Annotated in this window: 12 protein-coding genes and 8 tRNA genes; 12 read left to right on the forward strand and 8 right to left on the reverse strand. The window is 46.6% G+C overall.

The features are described from left to right. Position 1 precedes the first annotated feature (1 nt). From HUB64_RS18235 to HUB64_RS18280, 10 genes are all read left to right on the forward strand, one after another. On the forward strand, positions 2-1258 hold the full coding sequence (locus HUB64_RS18235; RefSeq protein ID WP_006082603.1) for an aspartate kinase: 1257 nt from the start codon (positions 2-4) through the stop codon (positions 1256-1258). A 118-nt stretch (positions 1259-1376) separates the two neighbouring features. Continuing rightward, positions 1377-1574 carry a carbon storage regulator CsrA gene (gene csrA, locus HUB64_RS18240; RefSeq protein ID WP_006082602.1) on the forward strand — a complete coding sequence of 66 codons (198 nt, stop codon included), beginning with the start codon at positions 1377-1379 and terminating at the stop codon, positions 1572-1574. Between the two features lie 205 nt (positions 1575-1779). Further along, positions 1780-1871: transfer RNA gene (locus HUB64_RS18245), tRNA-Ser, on the forward strand. A 22-nt stretch (positions 1872-1893) separates the two neighbouring features. Continuing rightward, positions 1894-1970 (forward strand) — tRNA-Arg (locus HUB64_RS18250). Between the two features lie 44 nt (positions 1971-2014). Further along, a tRNA-Arg gene (locus HUB64_RS18255) sits at positions 2015-2091 on the forward strand. Between the two features lie 86 nt (positions 2092-2177). Continuing rightward, positions 2178-2254, forward strand: a tRNA-Arg gene (locus tag HUB64_RS18260). A 49-nt stretch (positions 2255-2303) separates the two neighbouring features. After that, a tRNA-Arg gene (locus tag HUB64_RS18265) sits at positions 2304-2380 on the forward strand. A gap of 49 nt (positions 2381-2429) precedes the next feature. Beyond that, positions 2430-2506: transfer RNA gene (locus HUB64_RS18270), tRNA-Arg, on the forward strand. Positions 2507-2551: 45 nt separating this feature from the next. Beyond that, positions 2552-2643 (forward strand) — tRNA-Ser (locus HUB64_RS18275). Positions 2644-2744: 101 nt separating this feature from the next. Further along, a tRNA-Arg gene (locus tag HUB64_RS18280) sits at positions 2745-2821 on the forward strand. Positions 2822-3425: 604 nt separating this feature from the next. Here HUB64_RS18280 and HUB64_RS18285 read toward each other — a convergent pair. From HUB64_RS18285 to pepA, 3 genes are all read right to left on the reverse strand, one after another. Beyond that, the gene (locus HUB64_RS18285; RefSeq protein WP_173243512.1) at positions 3426-6302 is read right to left on the reverse strand and encodes a valine--tRNA ligase; all 2877 of its coding nucleotides are present in this window, start codon (positions 6300-6302) and stop codon (positions 3426-3428) included. A 20-nt stretch (positions 6303-6322) separates the two neighbouring features. After that, positions 6323-6826, reverse strand: coding sequence for a DNA polymerase III subunit chi (locus tag HUB64_RS18290; protein ID WP_131523599.1), 504 nt, complete (start codon positions 6824-6826; stop codon positions 6323-6325). 340 nt (positions 6827-7166) lie between these two features. Next, a complete protein-coding gene (pepA, locus tag HUB64_RS18295; protein ID WP_006082597.1) occupies positions 7167-8675 on the reverse strand; it encodes a leucyl aminopeptidase in 1509 nt (502 codons plus the stop codon). Between the two features lie 243 nt (positions 8676-8918). On the opposite strand from pepA, the gene lptF reads away from it, so the two are divergent. Both lptF and lptG read left to right on the forward strand, forming a co-directional pair. Next, positions 8919-10031: an LPS export ABC transporter permease LptF gene (gene lptF / locus HUB64_RS18300; protein ID WP_173497554.1), complete on the forward strand. Its 1113-nt coding sequence runs from the start codon at positions 8919-8921 to the stop codon at positions 10029-10031. Next, positions 10028-11086: an LPS export ABC transporter permease LptG gene (gene lptG, locus HUB64_RS18305; RefSeq protein ID WP_105251819.1), complete on the forward strand. Its 1059-nt coding sequence runs from the start codon at positions 10028-10030 to the stop codon at positions 11084-11086. The genes lptF and lptG overlap by 4 nt, the downstream gene beginning before the upstream one ends. A 120-nt stretch (positions 11087-11206) precedes the next feature. Here lptG and HUB64_RS18310 read toward each other — a convergent pair whose 3' ends face one another. The 5 genes from HUB64_RS18310 to HUB64_RS18330 form a co-directional block, all read right to left on the reverse strand. After that, positions 11207-11716 (reverse strand): RDD family protein, encoded by a 510-nt coding sequence (locus HUB64_RS18310; RefSeq protein WP_131523600.1) that lies wholly within the window; start codon positions 11714-11716, stop codon positions 11207-11209. Between the two features lie 59 nt (positions 11717-11775). After that, positions 11776-12033 (reverse strand): DUF2960 domain-containing protein, encoded by a 258-nt coding sequence (locus HUB64_RS18315; RefSeq protein WP_006082593.1) that lies wholly within the window; start codon positions 12031-12033, stop codon positions 11776-11778. A 31-nt stretch (positions 12034-12064) separates the two neighbouring features. After that, positions 12065-12415, reverse strand: a complete 351-nt coding sequence (locus HUB64_RS18320) for a DMT family protein (RefSeq protein WP_006082592.1) — start codon at positions 12413-12415, stop codon at positions 12065-12067. Next, the gene (locus HUB64_RS18325; RefSeq protein ID WP_113939489.1) at positions 12412-12909 is read right to left on the reverse strand and encodes a GNAT family N-acetyltransferase; all 498 of its coding nucleotides are present in this window, start codon (positions 12907-12909) and stop codon (positions 12412-12414) included. The genes HUB64_RS18320 and HUB64_RS18325 overlap by 4 nt, the downstream gene beginning before the upstream one ends. A gap of 180 nt (positions 12910-13089) precedes the next feature. After that, positions 13090-14595, reverse strand: coding sequence for a carboxypeptidase M32 (locus tag HUB64_RS18330; protein ID WP_173243518.1), 1506 nt, complete (start codon positions 14593-14595; stop codon positions 13090-13092). Positions 14596-15029 lie beyond the last annotated feature (434 nt).

Below are 15029 nucleotides of genomic sequence, written 5' to 3' on the forward strand. Positions count from 1 at the left end.
TGTGCCCCAAAAACGAAAGCTTAGTGGTAGCAAGCTTTTTGTGAAAAAGTTCGGCGGCACTTCGGTGGGTTCTATTGAACGTATCGAAGCGGTCGCTGAGCAGATTACAAAGTCAGCTCACAATGGTGAGCAGCAAGTTTTAGTCTTATCCGCGATGGCGGGTGAGACGAATCGCCTGTTTGCACTTGCAGCACAAATTAATCCGCGCGCCTCGGCGCGCGAGTTAGACATGCTAGTCTCGACGGGTGAGCAAGTGAGTATTGCTTTGATGTCGATGGCGCTACAACGTCGCGGCATAAAAGCGAAATCCCTTACGGGCGATCAAGTGCAAATTCATACAAATAGTCAATTTGGCCGCGCCAGTATCGAGCGCGTCGATACTGAGTATTTGCAATCCCTGTTAGCCGACGGTGTTGTGCCGATCGTTGCAGGGTTTCAGGGCATCGATCCTCAAGGTGAAGTGACCACCTTAGGACGCGGTGGTTCAGATACCACTGCAGTAGCCTTAGCGGCAGCGTTAGAAGCCGATGAATGCCAGATTTTTACCGATGTGGCAGGGGTATTTACCACAGATCCTAATATTGATAGCAGTGCACGTCGCCTCGATGTGATTGGGTTTGATGTGATGCTCGAAATGGCAAAGCTCGGCGCTAAAGTATTGCATCCTGATTCTGTTGAATACGCCGAGCGTTTTCGCGTACCGCTGCGAGTATTGTCGAGCTTTGAAGCTGGGCAGGGGACGTTAATCCAATTTGGCGACGAGTCGGAATTAACGATTGCCTCGTTAGTGCAAGGTATTGCGATTAATAAGGCGCTGGCAACGCTGACGATTGAAGGGCTGTTTACCACCAGTGAACGCTATCAAGCGTTGTTAGGCTGCTTAACTCGATTGGAAATCGACGTGGAATTTATTTCTCCATTGAGGATCCATGAGGATGATCCTTCGGGTCGCGTCAGTTTTATGCTCGCAGAAGCTAAGGTTGATACTCTGCTTAATGAGCTCGAAGGCTTAAGTGAAAGCCTTGCTCTCGGGCCATTGATTATCGAACGTCAACGTGCAAAAGTATCTTTAGTTGGCAAAGGTTTACAGGCAAAAATGGGATTATTGACTAAGATGTTAGAAGTCTTGGGTAATGAAACTATTCATGCTAAGTTACTCACGACGTCAGAGAGTAAATTATCAACCGTTATCGATGAAAGGGACTTACACAAGGCGGTTCGGGCGTTACATCACGCTTTCGAGCTAAATAAGGTGTAATTAAATAACCGTTTGAGTATTGAATACTATTAATTTGTACTAAGCTGACCTTATAATAAGCCCATCTACCGGATGAGTGCCGTGTGTAAGCTGAATTAAGAAATAAAGGAGCTATCGAATGCTGATTTTGACTCGTCGTGTTGGCGAAACACTGATGATTGGTGATGAAGTCACAGTTACAGTGCTAGGGGTAAAAGGCAATCAAGTGCGTATTGGTGTGAATGCACCAAAAGAGGTTTCTGTTCATCGCGAAGAAATCTACCAACGCATTCAATCTGAAAAATCAGGTACACCATCGGAAGGTGGTAACTTTTAGTACCTTGTTTTGGCAAGCGTACTACGGCAACAGAAGAGTCAGTTTTTTAACTGGCTTTTTTATTTTTTAGACCGAAAGATTGGCGTAAATCAATACATTGGCTTGATATAACAGCAATGTGATTAAAAACAGTTCAAATGGAATCTGTTTCGGAAAAAGGGTTTGACTTATTTTCGTCAAACAGTAATATGTGCGCCAAGAAAACGGAGAGGTGGCCGAGTGGCCGAAGGCGCTCCCCTGCTAAGGGAGTATGGGCTTTAACTCCCATCGAGGGTTCGAATCCCTCCTTCTCCGCCATTTCTTAAAGATAGAAAACAGTGCGCGTGTAGCTCAGCTGGATAGAGTACCTGGCTACGAACCAGGCGGTCGGAGGTTCGACTCCTTCCACGCGCACCATTTTTTATTAGTGTTTGATGTAAAAGTAAATTTAGATACAAGTCGCGCGTGTAGCTCAGCTGGATAGAGTACCTGGCTACGAACCAGGCGGTCGGAGGTTCGACTCCTTCCACGCGCACCATCTCTGCATTAGTTAATCTTTAACTCATCAGTTTTGAATTTCATAAGAAATTTTGTAGATAATTGCTTATAGCAAAGAGTTAAAATGCGCGTGTAGCTCAGCTGGATAGAGTACCTGGCTACGAACCAGGCGGTCGGAGGTTCGACTCCTTCCACGCGCACCAATTTAGATTAATACGATTTAAATCGTATTAATGTTTTACCGTTTAACATGCGCGTGTAGCTCAGCTGGATAGAGTACCTGGCTACGAACCAGGCGGTCGGAGGTTCGACTCCTTCCACGCGCACCAATTTAAATTAATATGATTTAGGTCGTATTAGTGTTTTATCGTTTAACATGCGCGTGTAGCTCAGCTGGATAGAGTACCTGGCTACGAACCAGGCGGTCGGAGGTTCGACTCCTTCCACGCGCACCAATATAGTTAACGAGATACGTCTTGTTGATTTAAAGCGTTAAACGCGGAGAGGTGGCCGAGTGGCCGAAGGCGCTCCCCTGCTAAGGGAGTATGGGCTTTAACTCCCATCGAGGGTTCGAATCCCTCCTTCTCCGCCATTCTATTCTTTTAGTCGAGAAGAATAGAATAAATTTGCTAGATAAAAGTGCTTATCCTAGACTCAATCTTAATTGAATCTTAGAAGTACAAAAACGAGTTTGCGCGTGTAGCTCAGCTGGATAGAGTACCTGGCTACGAACCAGGCGGTCGGAGGTTCGACTCCTTCCACGCGCACCATATAGATAAGCCCTGCAAGCAATTGCAGGGCTTTTTTATTTTTTAATCTGTAAGGTTTAACTCATTATATTTTTACCCGCTTAGGTTTAACCTTAACTTTGCATCATCATCTTTTGCTTTACCTTAGCTATCTTCGGTGTTGCTATCTTTAGCCATTTCGTTTTAAACACTTCTCTTTCTTAGGTTCAACTCACTGAAGAATCTGCTTTTGCCTGTGTTGAGAGTCTATGACGACATTGGATATTCATGTCTGCACTCAATGTCAGTCTCTCAGTGCTGCCTCTGGAGGTATTAGCTGTTCTTTAGTCTACATGTGTGGTGTTTACTTATGTCGGCAGTGATGGGCTACGTGTGAGCTCGTGAGCGATAGACCACGGGGAGTGATGAGGATGAATGGTGAGGTGGTTTCAATACTGTGCCGTAGGTTAAATGGCAGTGTTTAGAATTGACTCGGGTTCAATGCGGCATCTGGCCCAAGAGCGTAGATTAAGGCTCATAATTGCTCATAGATTGCAGTGATATAGATACAAGAAGGGCAGCCAAGTGGCTGCCCTTCATTCAGTTAGAACCAATCATAACAAGTGAATCAGAGTAAATGAGAAGCTTAAGCTTCTAACTTAGCAAACTCAGATTTTTGTTCGTTGAGCTTGTCCATGTCACGCTTGAGATCGGCCATCTTAGCGCGCTCTTTGTCGATAACCTCGGCAGGGGCTTTTGCCACGAAGCCTTGGTTCGACAATTTGCCTTCGATGCGAGCGATCTCTTGGCCGAGCTTTTCAAGCTGTTTGTCGATACGGGCCATTTCGGCGGCGACATCGATTAAGCCTGCCATAGGGATCAGCAGCTCCATTTCGCCAATCAAACCTGTGGTCGACATAGGCGCAGTTTCGCCATCGGCTAAAATGGTCATGCTTTCTAAGCGGGCAAGCGTAGTGAAGAAGGTTTGGTTCGCTTCTACACGGGCTTTATCCTGCGCGCTAACACCACGAAGTAGGGCATTTAGCGGTTTAGATGGGGCAATGTTCAGTTCGGCGCGAATGTTACGCACCGCGACGATCACTTGCTTAACCCATTCTAAATCGGCCATTGCTGCGCTATCGACTTTAGCGGCATCAAATGTTGGGAACGGCGCAAGCATAATGGTATCACCAGTGACACCGGTTAACGGTTTAACGCGCTGCCAAATGGTTTCAGTGATATACGGCATCATAGGGTGCATCAGGCGTTGCATCGCTTCGAGCACTGTCACTAAGGTGTGACGGGTGCCGCGCATTTGCGTTTCGCTGCCGTTTTGCAATACCGGTTTGGTTAACTCTAAGTACCAGTCACAGAACTGGTTCCAAGTGAACTCATACAGGGTATTGGCCGCTAAGTCGAAACGGTAGGCTGTCATGTGATCGTCAAAGGTCTTAACGGTTTGATTGAACAAGCCAATAATCCAGCGATCTGCCAACGAGAGTTCCATCTCGCCGCCTTTGTGCTCTGGTGAGCCTGGGCCGCAATCTTGATCTTCTGTGTTCATCAGCACGTAGCGTGAGGCGTTCCATAACTTGTTACAGAAGCTACGGTAACCGTCTAAGCGCTTCATGTCCCAGTTGATGTCACGACCCGTTGATGCCATTGCCGCAAGCGTAAAGCGCAGTGCATCAGTGCCGTGGGCTTCTATACCGTCAGCAAACTCTTTGCGAGTGCTCTTTTCAATCTTGGCGGCCAGTTGTGGCTGCATCATGTTGCCGGTACGTTTTTCAACTAAATCTTCAAGTCCGATACCGTCGATCATGTCTAATGGATCGAGTACGTTACCTTTAGATTTTGACATTTTGTTACCCGCTTCATCGCGGATAAGACCGGTTACGTACACGGTTTTGAACGGGACTTGTGGTTTGCCGTCTTCATCTTTGATGAAGTGCATGGTCATCATGATCATACGGGCAACCCAGAAGAAGATGATGTCAAAACCTGTCACCAACACGTCGGTTGGGTGGAAGGTTTTTAAATCTTCTAAATTGTCAGGCCAACCTAAGGTCGAGAAAGTCCACAGGGCTGAGCTGAACCAAGTGTCCAGTACGTCTTCGTCTTGGCGTAATGTCATCGAGTCGGCGATATTGTGCTTAGCACGTACATCGGCTTCGTTGCGGCCGACATAGACTTTGCCATTTTCGTCGTACCATGCTGGGATGCGGTGCCCCCACCATAATTGACGCGAAATACACCAGTCTTGAATGTCACGCATCCACGAGAAGTACATGTTCTCGTATTGTTGTGGTACAAATTTAATGCTGCCATTTTCAACGGCTTCGATAGCGGTTTTCGCCATTGGCGCAACAGCTACATACCATTGGTCGGTCAGCATTGGCTCGATAACCACACCGGAGCGATCGCCGTAAGGCACTTTCAAGGTGTGCGGCGCGATTTTTTCGAGCAGCCCTAAAGTGTCAAATTCAGCGACGATAGCATCGCGCGCTTTAAAACGGTCAAGTCCGGCAAAGCGTTCAGGCAGGCTGCCATCGAGCGTTTTGTTAAAGGTACCGTCAGAGTTCACCACTTCGGCGCTCACGCGAATGGCGGCATCTAAGGTCAGCACGTTGAACATGGGTAGGTTGTGACGTTTACCGACTTCATAGTCGTTAAAGTCATGGGCCGGGGTGATCTTCACGCAGCCAGTACCAAAGGCCATGTCGACGTAATCGTCGGCCACGATAGGAATGCGGCGGTTAACAATCGGCAACAGAATAAACTTACCGACCAGCGCTTGATAGCGTTCATCATCGGGATGCACTGCAACCGCACTGTCGCCGAGCATGGTTTCTGGGCGCGTGGTAGCGACTTCTAAATAGTCTTTACCATCGGCTGTCAGTTCACCGTCGGCCAGTGGATAACGCAGATGCCACATGTGGCCCTGTTTTTCTTTGCTTTCCACTTCTAAATCAGAGATAGCTGTGTGCAGCTTTGGATCCCAGTTGACCAAACGCTTACCGCGATAAATCAACTCGTCTTCGTACAGACGTACAAACACTTCCTGCACTGCCTTGGACAAGCCTTCGTCCATAGTGAAACGCTCGCGGTCCCAATCTACAGAAGCGCCCATACGACGTAGCTGCTTAGTGATAGTGCCGCCCGATTGCGCTTTCCATTCCCACACTTTATCCATAAAGGCATCGCGACCTAGGTCATGGCGATTTTTACCTTCTTCGGCTTCAAGCTTACGCTCAACCAACATTTGGGTGGCGATACCCGCATGGTCAGTACCGACTTGCCATAGGGTATTTTTGCCTTTCATCCGTTGGTAACGGGTCAAGGTATCCATAATGGTGTCTTGGAAGGCGTGGCCCATGTGCAAGCTGCCCGTCACGTTAGGTGGCGGGATCATGATGCAATAATTGCCTTTGGATTCATCGCCGTGTGGCTTGAAGTAACCTTGCTCTTCCCAGTTTTGGTAAAGCGTTTGCTCGATGGACTGCGGATCGTATGTTTTTTCCATGGGAACGTGTCTGTCTCAAACTAATTAAGTGGATGTGTTGCTAAGTCTTGGGTCTGTAAATTGACCCCTAAGCCGCGATACTGTCGATAACGTTCGCGAGCGACCGCTTTATGCTGATCGTCATTGGCAACAAAATCGATAATGTGGCCAAAGTTTACCGCAAATGGGGGCGCTTGGTCTGCAAGATTAATCAGAACTTGGCGACTTTTGTTGGCGCCGAGGCGATCAAAACCAATTTCTACCGGCGATCCCGTCATCGGGCCTTCACCTTTGAGGTTATGAGGTACAAAGGCACTTGGCTCAAACTGCCATAAAAGTTCATCAATTGCATGGGCTTGCTGTTTATCTTGGCAATGGATATAGACCCATTGTTGCTTCACAAAAGCCTGTTGCGCCAGTTGGCATGCCAGAAGATGCATCTCGCAAAGTGCAGGGTTCGCATTCGCGGTTTCAACAGGTGAATCAGCCTTGGCTTTGGCAGGCGATGCCACTGGCGGCATAAGATAAAACAGCACTTGAGTCATGATTTCAATGCCTTGCTTCACTTGTTTTAGTGGCGAACGAGAGCAGCAGTTTACACTAAAAGTCAGTATGGGTTAATGCTTAGGGCAAACCTTACGGTGAGGTTTTATCTATCACTGTCTGGCTGGACTTAATGGGATGCTTTCAAACCGTTGGAGATGAAGAGGGTAGAGCTATAACTCTTTGAAAAATTATTCTAAAACCATTAGTTGTTCAGTTTTTTATTCAAGTTCTTATTCAGGAAATCGATTTTCTGATTAAATTAAGAAAATAAAAAAGGCGAAGATGAAATCTTCGCCTTTCATTTATCGAGCCTTTAACACACTAAGGCCGGATAGTCGGTTATTCGCCGAGTTCAACACCAGCACGATTGATCAGGAACTGAGTCAATAGTGGCACTGGACGACCCGTAGAACCTTTGTTAGCACCGCTATTCCAAGCTGTACCCGCAACGTCTAAGTGAGCCCAGTTGTACTTTTTAGCAAAGCGCGAAAGGAAACATGCAGCTGTGATAGCTCCAGCAGGACGGCCACCTAAGTTGGTCATGTCAGCAAATGGGCTGTCGAGCATATCTTGATACTCATCCCACAATGGCATACGCCATGCGCGGTCACCACTTTGCTCACCGGCACTTAATAGCTCGTGTGCTAGAGGGTTATGCGATGAGAACAGACCCGATGCGTGTTTACCAAGGGCAATCACACACGCACCAGTCAGGGTTGCAGTATCGATAACCAATTCAGGATCGAAACGCTCAACATAGGTTAATACGTCACATAGGACTAAACGGCCTTCTGCATCGGTATTTAACACTTCAACGGTTTGACCTGACATAGTGGTCAGAATGTCACCTGGACGGTAAGCATTACCCGATGGCATGTTTTCACAGCCAGCCAGAATACCCACAACGTTGATAGGTAACTTCATATCACAGATGGCTTTCATGGTGCCGATAACACCTGCTGCGCCACCCATGTCGTACTTCATTTCGTCCATGGCTTCGCCAGGTTTCAATGAAATACCACCCGAGTCGAAGGTTAACCCTTTACCGACTAATACGATTGGTTTTTCTGTGCTATCGACAGCGCCCTTGTATTCCATCACAGTCATGATGGATTCATTGGCACTGGCGCGACCGACTGCAAGGTATGAGTTCATGCCCAGTTTGGCCATTTGCTCTTCACCAATAGTGGTGACATGCAGAGTGTCGTGTATTTCAGCCATTTGGCGAGCTTGAGAAGCTAAATAGGCTGGATTACAGATGTTCGGTGGCATGTTGGCTACATCGCGACATAAATGCATGCCAGCAGATACTGCCATACCATGCTCGATGGCGCGCTCACCTAAAGTTAATTCACGGCGAGTCGGGACATTAAACACTAATTTACGCAGTGGACGGCGAGTTTCACCTTTGCGGGTCTTCAGGGCATCAAAGCTATAAAGACTGCTATTAGTGGTTTCAACCGCTTGACGTACTTTCCAATACGTATCGCGTCCTTTCACGTGCAGTTCAGTTAAGAAGCAAACCGCTTCCATTGAACCCGTTTCGTTAAGGGTGTTGATTGTCTTAGTGATGATTTGTTTGTATTGGCGTTCGTCTAGTTCTCGTTCTTTGCCACAACCCACTAATAATACACGTTCACTCAATACGTTAGGAACATGGTGCAGCAATAACATCTGGCCAGGTTTACCTTCCAGATCGCCGCGACGCAGTAGGTTACTGATATAACCTTCGCTAATTTTATCTAATTGCTCCGCGATACCCGACAGACGACGGGGTTCATAAACACCGACCACGATACAGGCTGAGCGTTGTTTTTCGGGGCTACCGCTCTTTACGCTAAACTCCATGAGCACTCCTAGATTCTTAAAGACAAATTTTTATATTTATTGGATAATGTCTGCTTGTCCCGAAAAGGGCCTAAGTTATTACTCCAAAGGTGATTTATTCTCGGCGCTTGAGTCACGCATTTCGTGACGTTAAGTTTACCTAGAACCCCTGAAGCTGGTCAGAAAACTATCAAAAGTAAACAGTTTACATGAAAGTTAGTCTGTTACCAGCAAAAAGATAAGTTTAGAGACCGGATCCTGCCTGTGATTGTATTTAAATACCTTATTCGAGAAGTTTTAAAGGCACAAATTGCGGTACTTTTAGTGCTGTTAACTATTTTTATTAGCCAGCATTTCGTGCGTATACTGGCCGATGCCTCCGACGGCGATTTTCCCGCCTCTTTAATCATGACTCTGATTGGGCTTAACTTGCCTTATCTGGTGATCTTAGTGCTGCCGTTAAGTTTGTTCTTGGGTATTTTACTGGCCCACGGCCGTATGTATTCCGAAAATGAAATGGTCATTCTCCACGGTGTTGGGGTCAGTGAGTGGTATGTCACCCGCGTAACGCTGATCCTCGCCGTGATCAATATGCTGTTTACTGGCTATTTATCCCTTTATGTTGCTCCTTGGGCAGAAGAACAGCAAAACCAAGTGCTCGAAAAAGCCCAGTCTGAAGCGGGTCTTGCCGCCTTAATCCAAGGGCGTTTTCAGGCGAGTCCCAATGGTCGCGCGGTATTATTTGTTGAGCGTATTGGTAAAGATAACGAGTTAGATAAAGTGTTTGTAGCCCAGTTGCCAGATCCTGATGATGAAACTGGCGTGACCAATGTCGTGGTGGCTAAAGGTGGACGAGTACAGGAAGATAGTTCAGGTGCTCAACAATTGAACTTGAATGACGGCGTGCGTTATCAAGGCAGCCCGAAGGCGAAGGACTACCAAATGATCGAATTTGGTGGTTATAAAATGCAAATTAAAGAGCAGCAAGTTGATGAGCGTCGCCGTAAGTTATCTGCATTGCCCGTTGATGAACTCGTGAAAATTGAAGGTGCTGAAGCCGCTGCTGAATTCCACTGGCGTCTTGCTATCCCGCTCGCGATTCCAATTATGACACTAATTGCTGTGCCGTTGGCGCGGGTGAATGTGCGCCAAGGTAAGTTTGCTAAGATGTTCCCAGCAGTACTTTTATATCTTGGCTATTTTGGGCTAATGGTCGCGGGACGTAAGGCATTGCAAGATGGGATTATTCCACTGTATTTAGGTATGTGGTGGATCCATGTTTCTGCGCTCTTGATGGGGTTATTCTTGCTCGGCAAAGATAGGCCTATTTTCAGTCGTATATCGTCCTTGTTTGCCTATAAGAAGGTGGCAGCATGAAGATATTAGACCTTTATATCGCCAGAATATTGTTAAGCACTTCAGCGCTTTGTTTGCTGGTGTTGACTGGTTTGTCGGGCATCATCAAATGGGTTGATCAGCTGCGTTTAGTTGGCCGTGGCACCTACAGCATGATGGATGCTGGCATCTATGTTTTATTTTTAGTGCCACGGGATATTGAAATGTTTTTCCCTATGGCCGTCTTGCTAGGCGCTTTGATTGGTATGGGAATGTTGGCATCGAATTCCGAACTTGTGGTGATGCAAGCTTCTGGCATGTCACGTTTGCAGATCACTATGTCGGCGATGAAAACTGCTGTGCCTTTGATGTTATTGGTGATGGTTTTAGGAGAGTGGGGCGCACCGATTGCTGAGCAAAAAGCCAATGAGTTGCAAGCTGTTAAACTCTCTGGTGGGAGTTTAATTAAGTCCCATCGTGGAATTTGGGCAAAGGATGGTGATTTGTTCGTTAATATTGGTGAAGTTGAAAACATCAATAAACTCAGCAATATCACGCTTTATAAATTCAATAGCGAACTTAAGCTCACCAATGTAGTTCACGCAGACCGAGCGGTCTTTTCCCAAGATCGCTGGCGTTTATTTGACGTTAAACGTACCGATTTAAGCTATGAAAAAGTCGTGCTTGAGTATCTTGAAGAAGACCAATGGCAATCAAGTTTAACGCCAGATAAGCTCAGCGTAGTGTCGATTAAACCCGAGGCGTTATCTATACGTGGTCTGGTCGGTTATCTTGATTACCTTAAAACTAACAGTCAAGATCCCAGCCGTTATGAGCTTGCTTTATGGCGCAAGGTGATGCAGCCCGTGACGGTCGCAGTGATGATGTTAGTGGCACTGTCGTTTGTATTTGGTCCGCTGCGGACAGTGACTATGGGCGCGCGCGTATTACTTGGGGTCGTAGCAGGTTTTAGCTTTTATATCAGTAATGAGATTTTTGGCCCAATGAGTATAGTGTATGAGCTACCCGCTTATGTGGGGGCTGTTGCGCCAAGCTTGTTGTTTACTGGCGTTGCCTTCTACTTTATCCGGCGATGATACGCAGCTTATTACTTCTTACTCCGGATTTTGTCAATTAAGAATAGTCCATAAAAATAGTCCATAAAAAACGACGCTTTTGCGTCGTTTTTTGTATTTCGGATTTACTTAAGAATAAACTTATGCCCCATGCCAGTTACGCATTTGGTTGGCTTCTTTAGACAGCACGACAACTTCTGAGCGAGTCATCATATCCTGCAGTGCGCGCTTATCATCATTGATTAAAATCCATAAATTGCCAATGCCGAGCAGTGACCAAATGATGCGAGCGTAGGCAGTGATTAGACTTAAGTTTTGGCCATTAGGATGTTGAATTTTAAGCCGCCAAGCGCGCATCCCTAAGGTTTGACCGCCCTTACTCCAGAATAATGCGTAGAAAGTGCCGACACACAAGGCAAGCCAGAGTTGATAAATTCCCTGATAAACCGGCGTGCCATTGAGTGCATCTGAGACATGTTCAAAGCCATTCATGCCAGCCAGTCCTGAAGCGGTGAGGCCGTAGAAAATCCCAAAGCCCATTGCGCCCGCAACCATATAGACGGCCACGGCTAACATCGAATCGTAAATTGCAGCGCCTAGGCGGCGGAAGAATCCTGCGCGGGGGAAATTAGCATGTTCGGTATTGAGCATTACAGTGTCCTGTTATTGAAGTGCTTAAAGCTAATACAAAAAACAATTAATACATTAGCCTAGGCTTCAGGTTCTTCATCTCTGACAAAGTGGATATTGCTAAAACCAAAGCGGGCAAACTCTACTTTCCTGAATTCTTTTTCAGCCTTGGCACCTTTACGAGATGTCATGGCGACTTGTTGTTCCATAGCCAAAAATTTGGTCAGATCTATGCCTTCGGCTTCGGCCACAGCTTCATATAAATCATGGTGTTTGTCGTAGCTAAAGGCGATAGTTTTCGTCTTACCTTTGAAGGTATAAGTGACTTGACGGGCCATGGGGGGGAGCTCTCCTGAAATAAGTCTGAAATTAATTAAATTCACTTCTAAAAATAAAATACACAGCACCTAAGATGCACAGTCCTGCCCACAGATAATCGAGCTTCAATGGTTCTTTCATATAGAAATAGGCAAAGGGGACAAACAAACTTAAGGTGATGACTTCTTGTAAAATTTTTAACTGGCCGACATTCATTACTGTGTAGCCGATACGGTTAGCAGGCACTTGCAGCAAGTATTCAAATAGGGCGATACCCCAGCTCACTAAGGCCGCAATAATCCAAGGTTTTGAGCCTAGCGTTTTCAAATGCCCGTACCAAGCAAAGGTCATAAAAATATTACTTAAGCAAAGTAAACCGATAGTGGTTAGGGTTGGATTCATTTTTCATCTCTATGATTAAATTTATAAATCATATACATAGCATCGTCAGTATAGCTGCCAAGGCATTTATCGATTGCCTTAGGTTTAAAACCCATTTTAAGCCAATAGCTGTCGGCACCTTGTACGGCTACGAGGGATAAGGAATTGAGATTATAGCGATCCGCCAATAGTGTTAGGCGGGTCAGCGCCTTAGCGCCGGCGCCTAAACCTTGGGCTTTGGCCGAAATCGCAATATCGTGTAGGTATAAGGTATCAGCCTTGGGTAAATGTGTGATGGGCTGATATAGCGCGGGCGGCATATTGGCGGTCCAAGGGTGAGCCAAGCAATAACCGACAACCGACTTATCCACTTCGAACACAAAACAGGACTGAGGTGATACCTGCCATTTACTTTGCAGTACGTGCAGTGGCTCAGGATCCAGTTGTGAGTAACACTCGTCTTGGATCGCTAAAATGGCATCCCAATCCTCTGGGGTGATTGCACGCAGTAACATGGCCGACATTTATCCTGTTTCAAGAGTTCTGTTGAAGGAACTCCGTGGAAAGAGTCCTGATTCAAATAAGCTCGGCATTATAACCTCAAGCAGCGTTAAAATGCAGGCTCCAGCGGCAATATAAAGCGCTTTAAAACCCGTATAAACTGAGCTTTCAGCGCTTTTAAGCATTAGCAGCGGTTAAATGCCCAGATATCGTTGGCGCAGGTGACGCTCAAGATATTGACCATTTAGGGTTTCGCCCGTTGCTTGGCGTATCAGTTCATCGGTTGTGAGCAAAGATCCCTTAGACCAAATGTGTTCACTCAGCCATTGGAATACCGAGTTCAACTTGCCTGTATCGATTAGGGTTTCAATTGGCCCTAAGGCTTTTTCCATCGCAAAACGGCATTGGGCGGCATACATGGCGCCTAAGGTGTAACTTGGGAAATACCCTAGTTCACCAACGGCCCAATGAATATCCTGCATGCAACCGTCTAGGTAGTTGCCATCGGTATTAATCCCCAGTAGTTGTTGCATCTGCGTCGACCAAAAATCAGGCAAATCCTCTACGGTTAAGCTGCCGTCGATAAAGGCTTTTTCTGCCTCAAAGCGCAGTAAAATGTGGCAAGGATAGGTGACTTCATCGGCATCGACGCGGATCAGTCCGGGCGCTACGCGGGTGTAATGCTGTGCTAATTCTTGGGCGCTAAAATGACAATGAAGATGTTGCGCAATTTTAGGCTGCAATTGGCGTAAAAATGCCGGATTTGCCCCGAGTTGCATTTCGCAGAATAGACTCTGGCTCTCGTGGATACCCATAGAACGCGCCAGTCCTGCAGGTTGTCCGCGCCACGCTTGAGGTAAACCTTGCTCGTATCTGGCATGGCCTGTTTCATGAACTATGCCCATGATAGCACTGCTAAAATCAGCCTCATTGTAGCGGGTCGTTATCCGCACATCGCTTGGCACGCCGCCACAGAATGGATGGCTGCTGATATCCAGCCTACCGTGGTTAAAGTCAAACCCCAGAAAATCCATTACGTCTCGGCCAAGGGCTTGCTGCGCGCTAACATCGAAGGGACCATTTAGCGTTAACTTAGGCTCGTTTGCCTGTTTAGCCAGCACTTCTTGGATAAGTGTCGGTAGCCAATCTTTCAGTCCGCCAAAGGTTTGCTCTAGCTTTGCCGAGGTCATTCCCGGCTCAAATTTATTGAGCAGGGCATCATAGGGGGAAATATTCTGGGCTTCGCCGCGGATCTGCGCTTCTTCCTTAGCAAGTGCAATTACGGCTTTAAGGTTTGGTTTAAAGCCTTGCCAGTCATTATTTTTACGTTGTTCACGCCACGCATTCTCACATTGATAGGCCATTTTAGTTTTGGCTTGCACGAGATCGCCGGGCACTAAATTTGCCTGTTGATATTGGTACTGCATTTCCCGCAGGTTGGCTTGTTGTTCCGTTGTGAGAGATTCGTCCGTCGCGCCGTGTAAGTGTTCGGCTAAGACGGTTGAGGTTTTGAGTGTGTGGATATGTCGCGCCAGTTCAGCCATTGCATCGCCGCGATCGCTATTACCGCCCATAGGCATCATAGCTGCTTGATCCCAGTCACCTAGAGCGCTGAAATGTTCAAAGTGAGAAATTTTTTGAAAATGTGCTGTCAGTTTATCGTAACTTGGTGTTGGTACTTTGCTCTTGGGTGAGTCCATGGAATTTCCCTTCTGGCGCATCAAATCCTGCGCGAATAAATAACAATAACAGGATGATCATACAATGACGTCAACAGTATACTCAAACAACCTGAAGATGCAGGACTCAGTGGGCTGATATTAACGCTATAGTAACGCACTTGAGGCAAGGCCATTTATTGCTCTTGAATAAATGGCATCCACGCCATATATGGCGATTACGGCTATTTGCAGCTCTCGCGGGCTAAGCTAAAAAGGGAGTTGTAGTGTTAAAGTGGTTTTCGATAGGGTACTCGTAGCGAAGATGGCCACGCGATTTTGGCGCAGCAGAGCATAGTCAAAATCTGTTTTAGGGACAATTTTTAGTTTGGAAATTGTGCTTGCCTTGCTATTCTGTTGTGGTTAAGTCGATAATTACAGTGAAATAAATGGAATGCTGTATTGTTCAAGGAGAT

This window comes from Shewanella sp. ISTPL2 (assembly GCF_013283205.1).
In the GTDB taxonomy this organism is placed as follows: Bacteria; Pseudomonadota; Gammaproteobacteria; order Enterobacterales; family Shewanellaceae; genus Shewanella; species Shewanella oncorhynchi.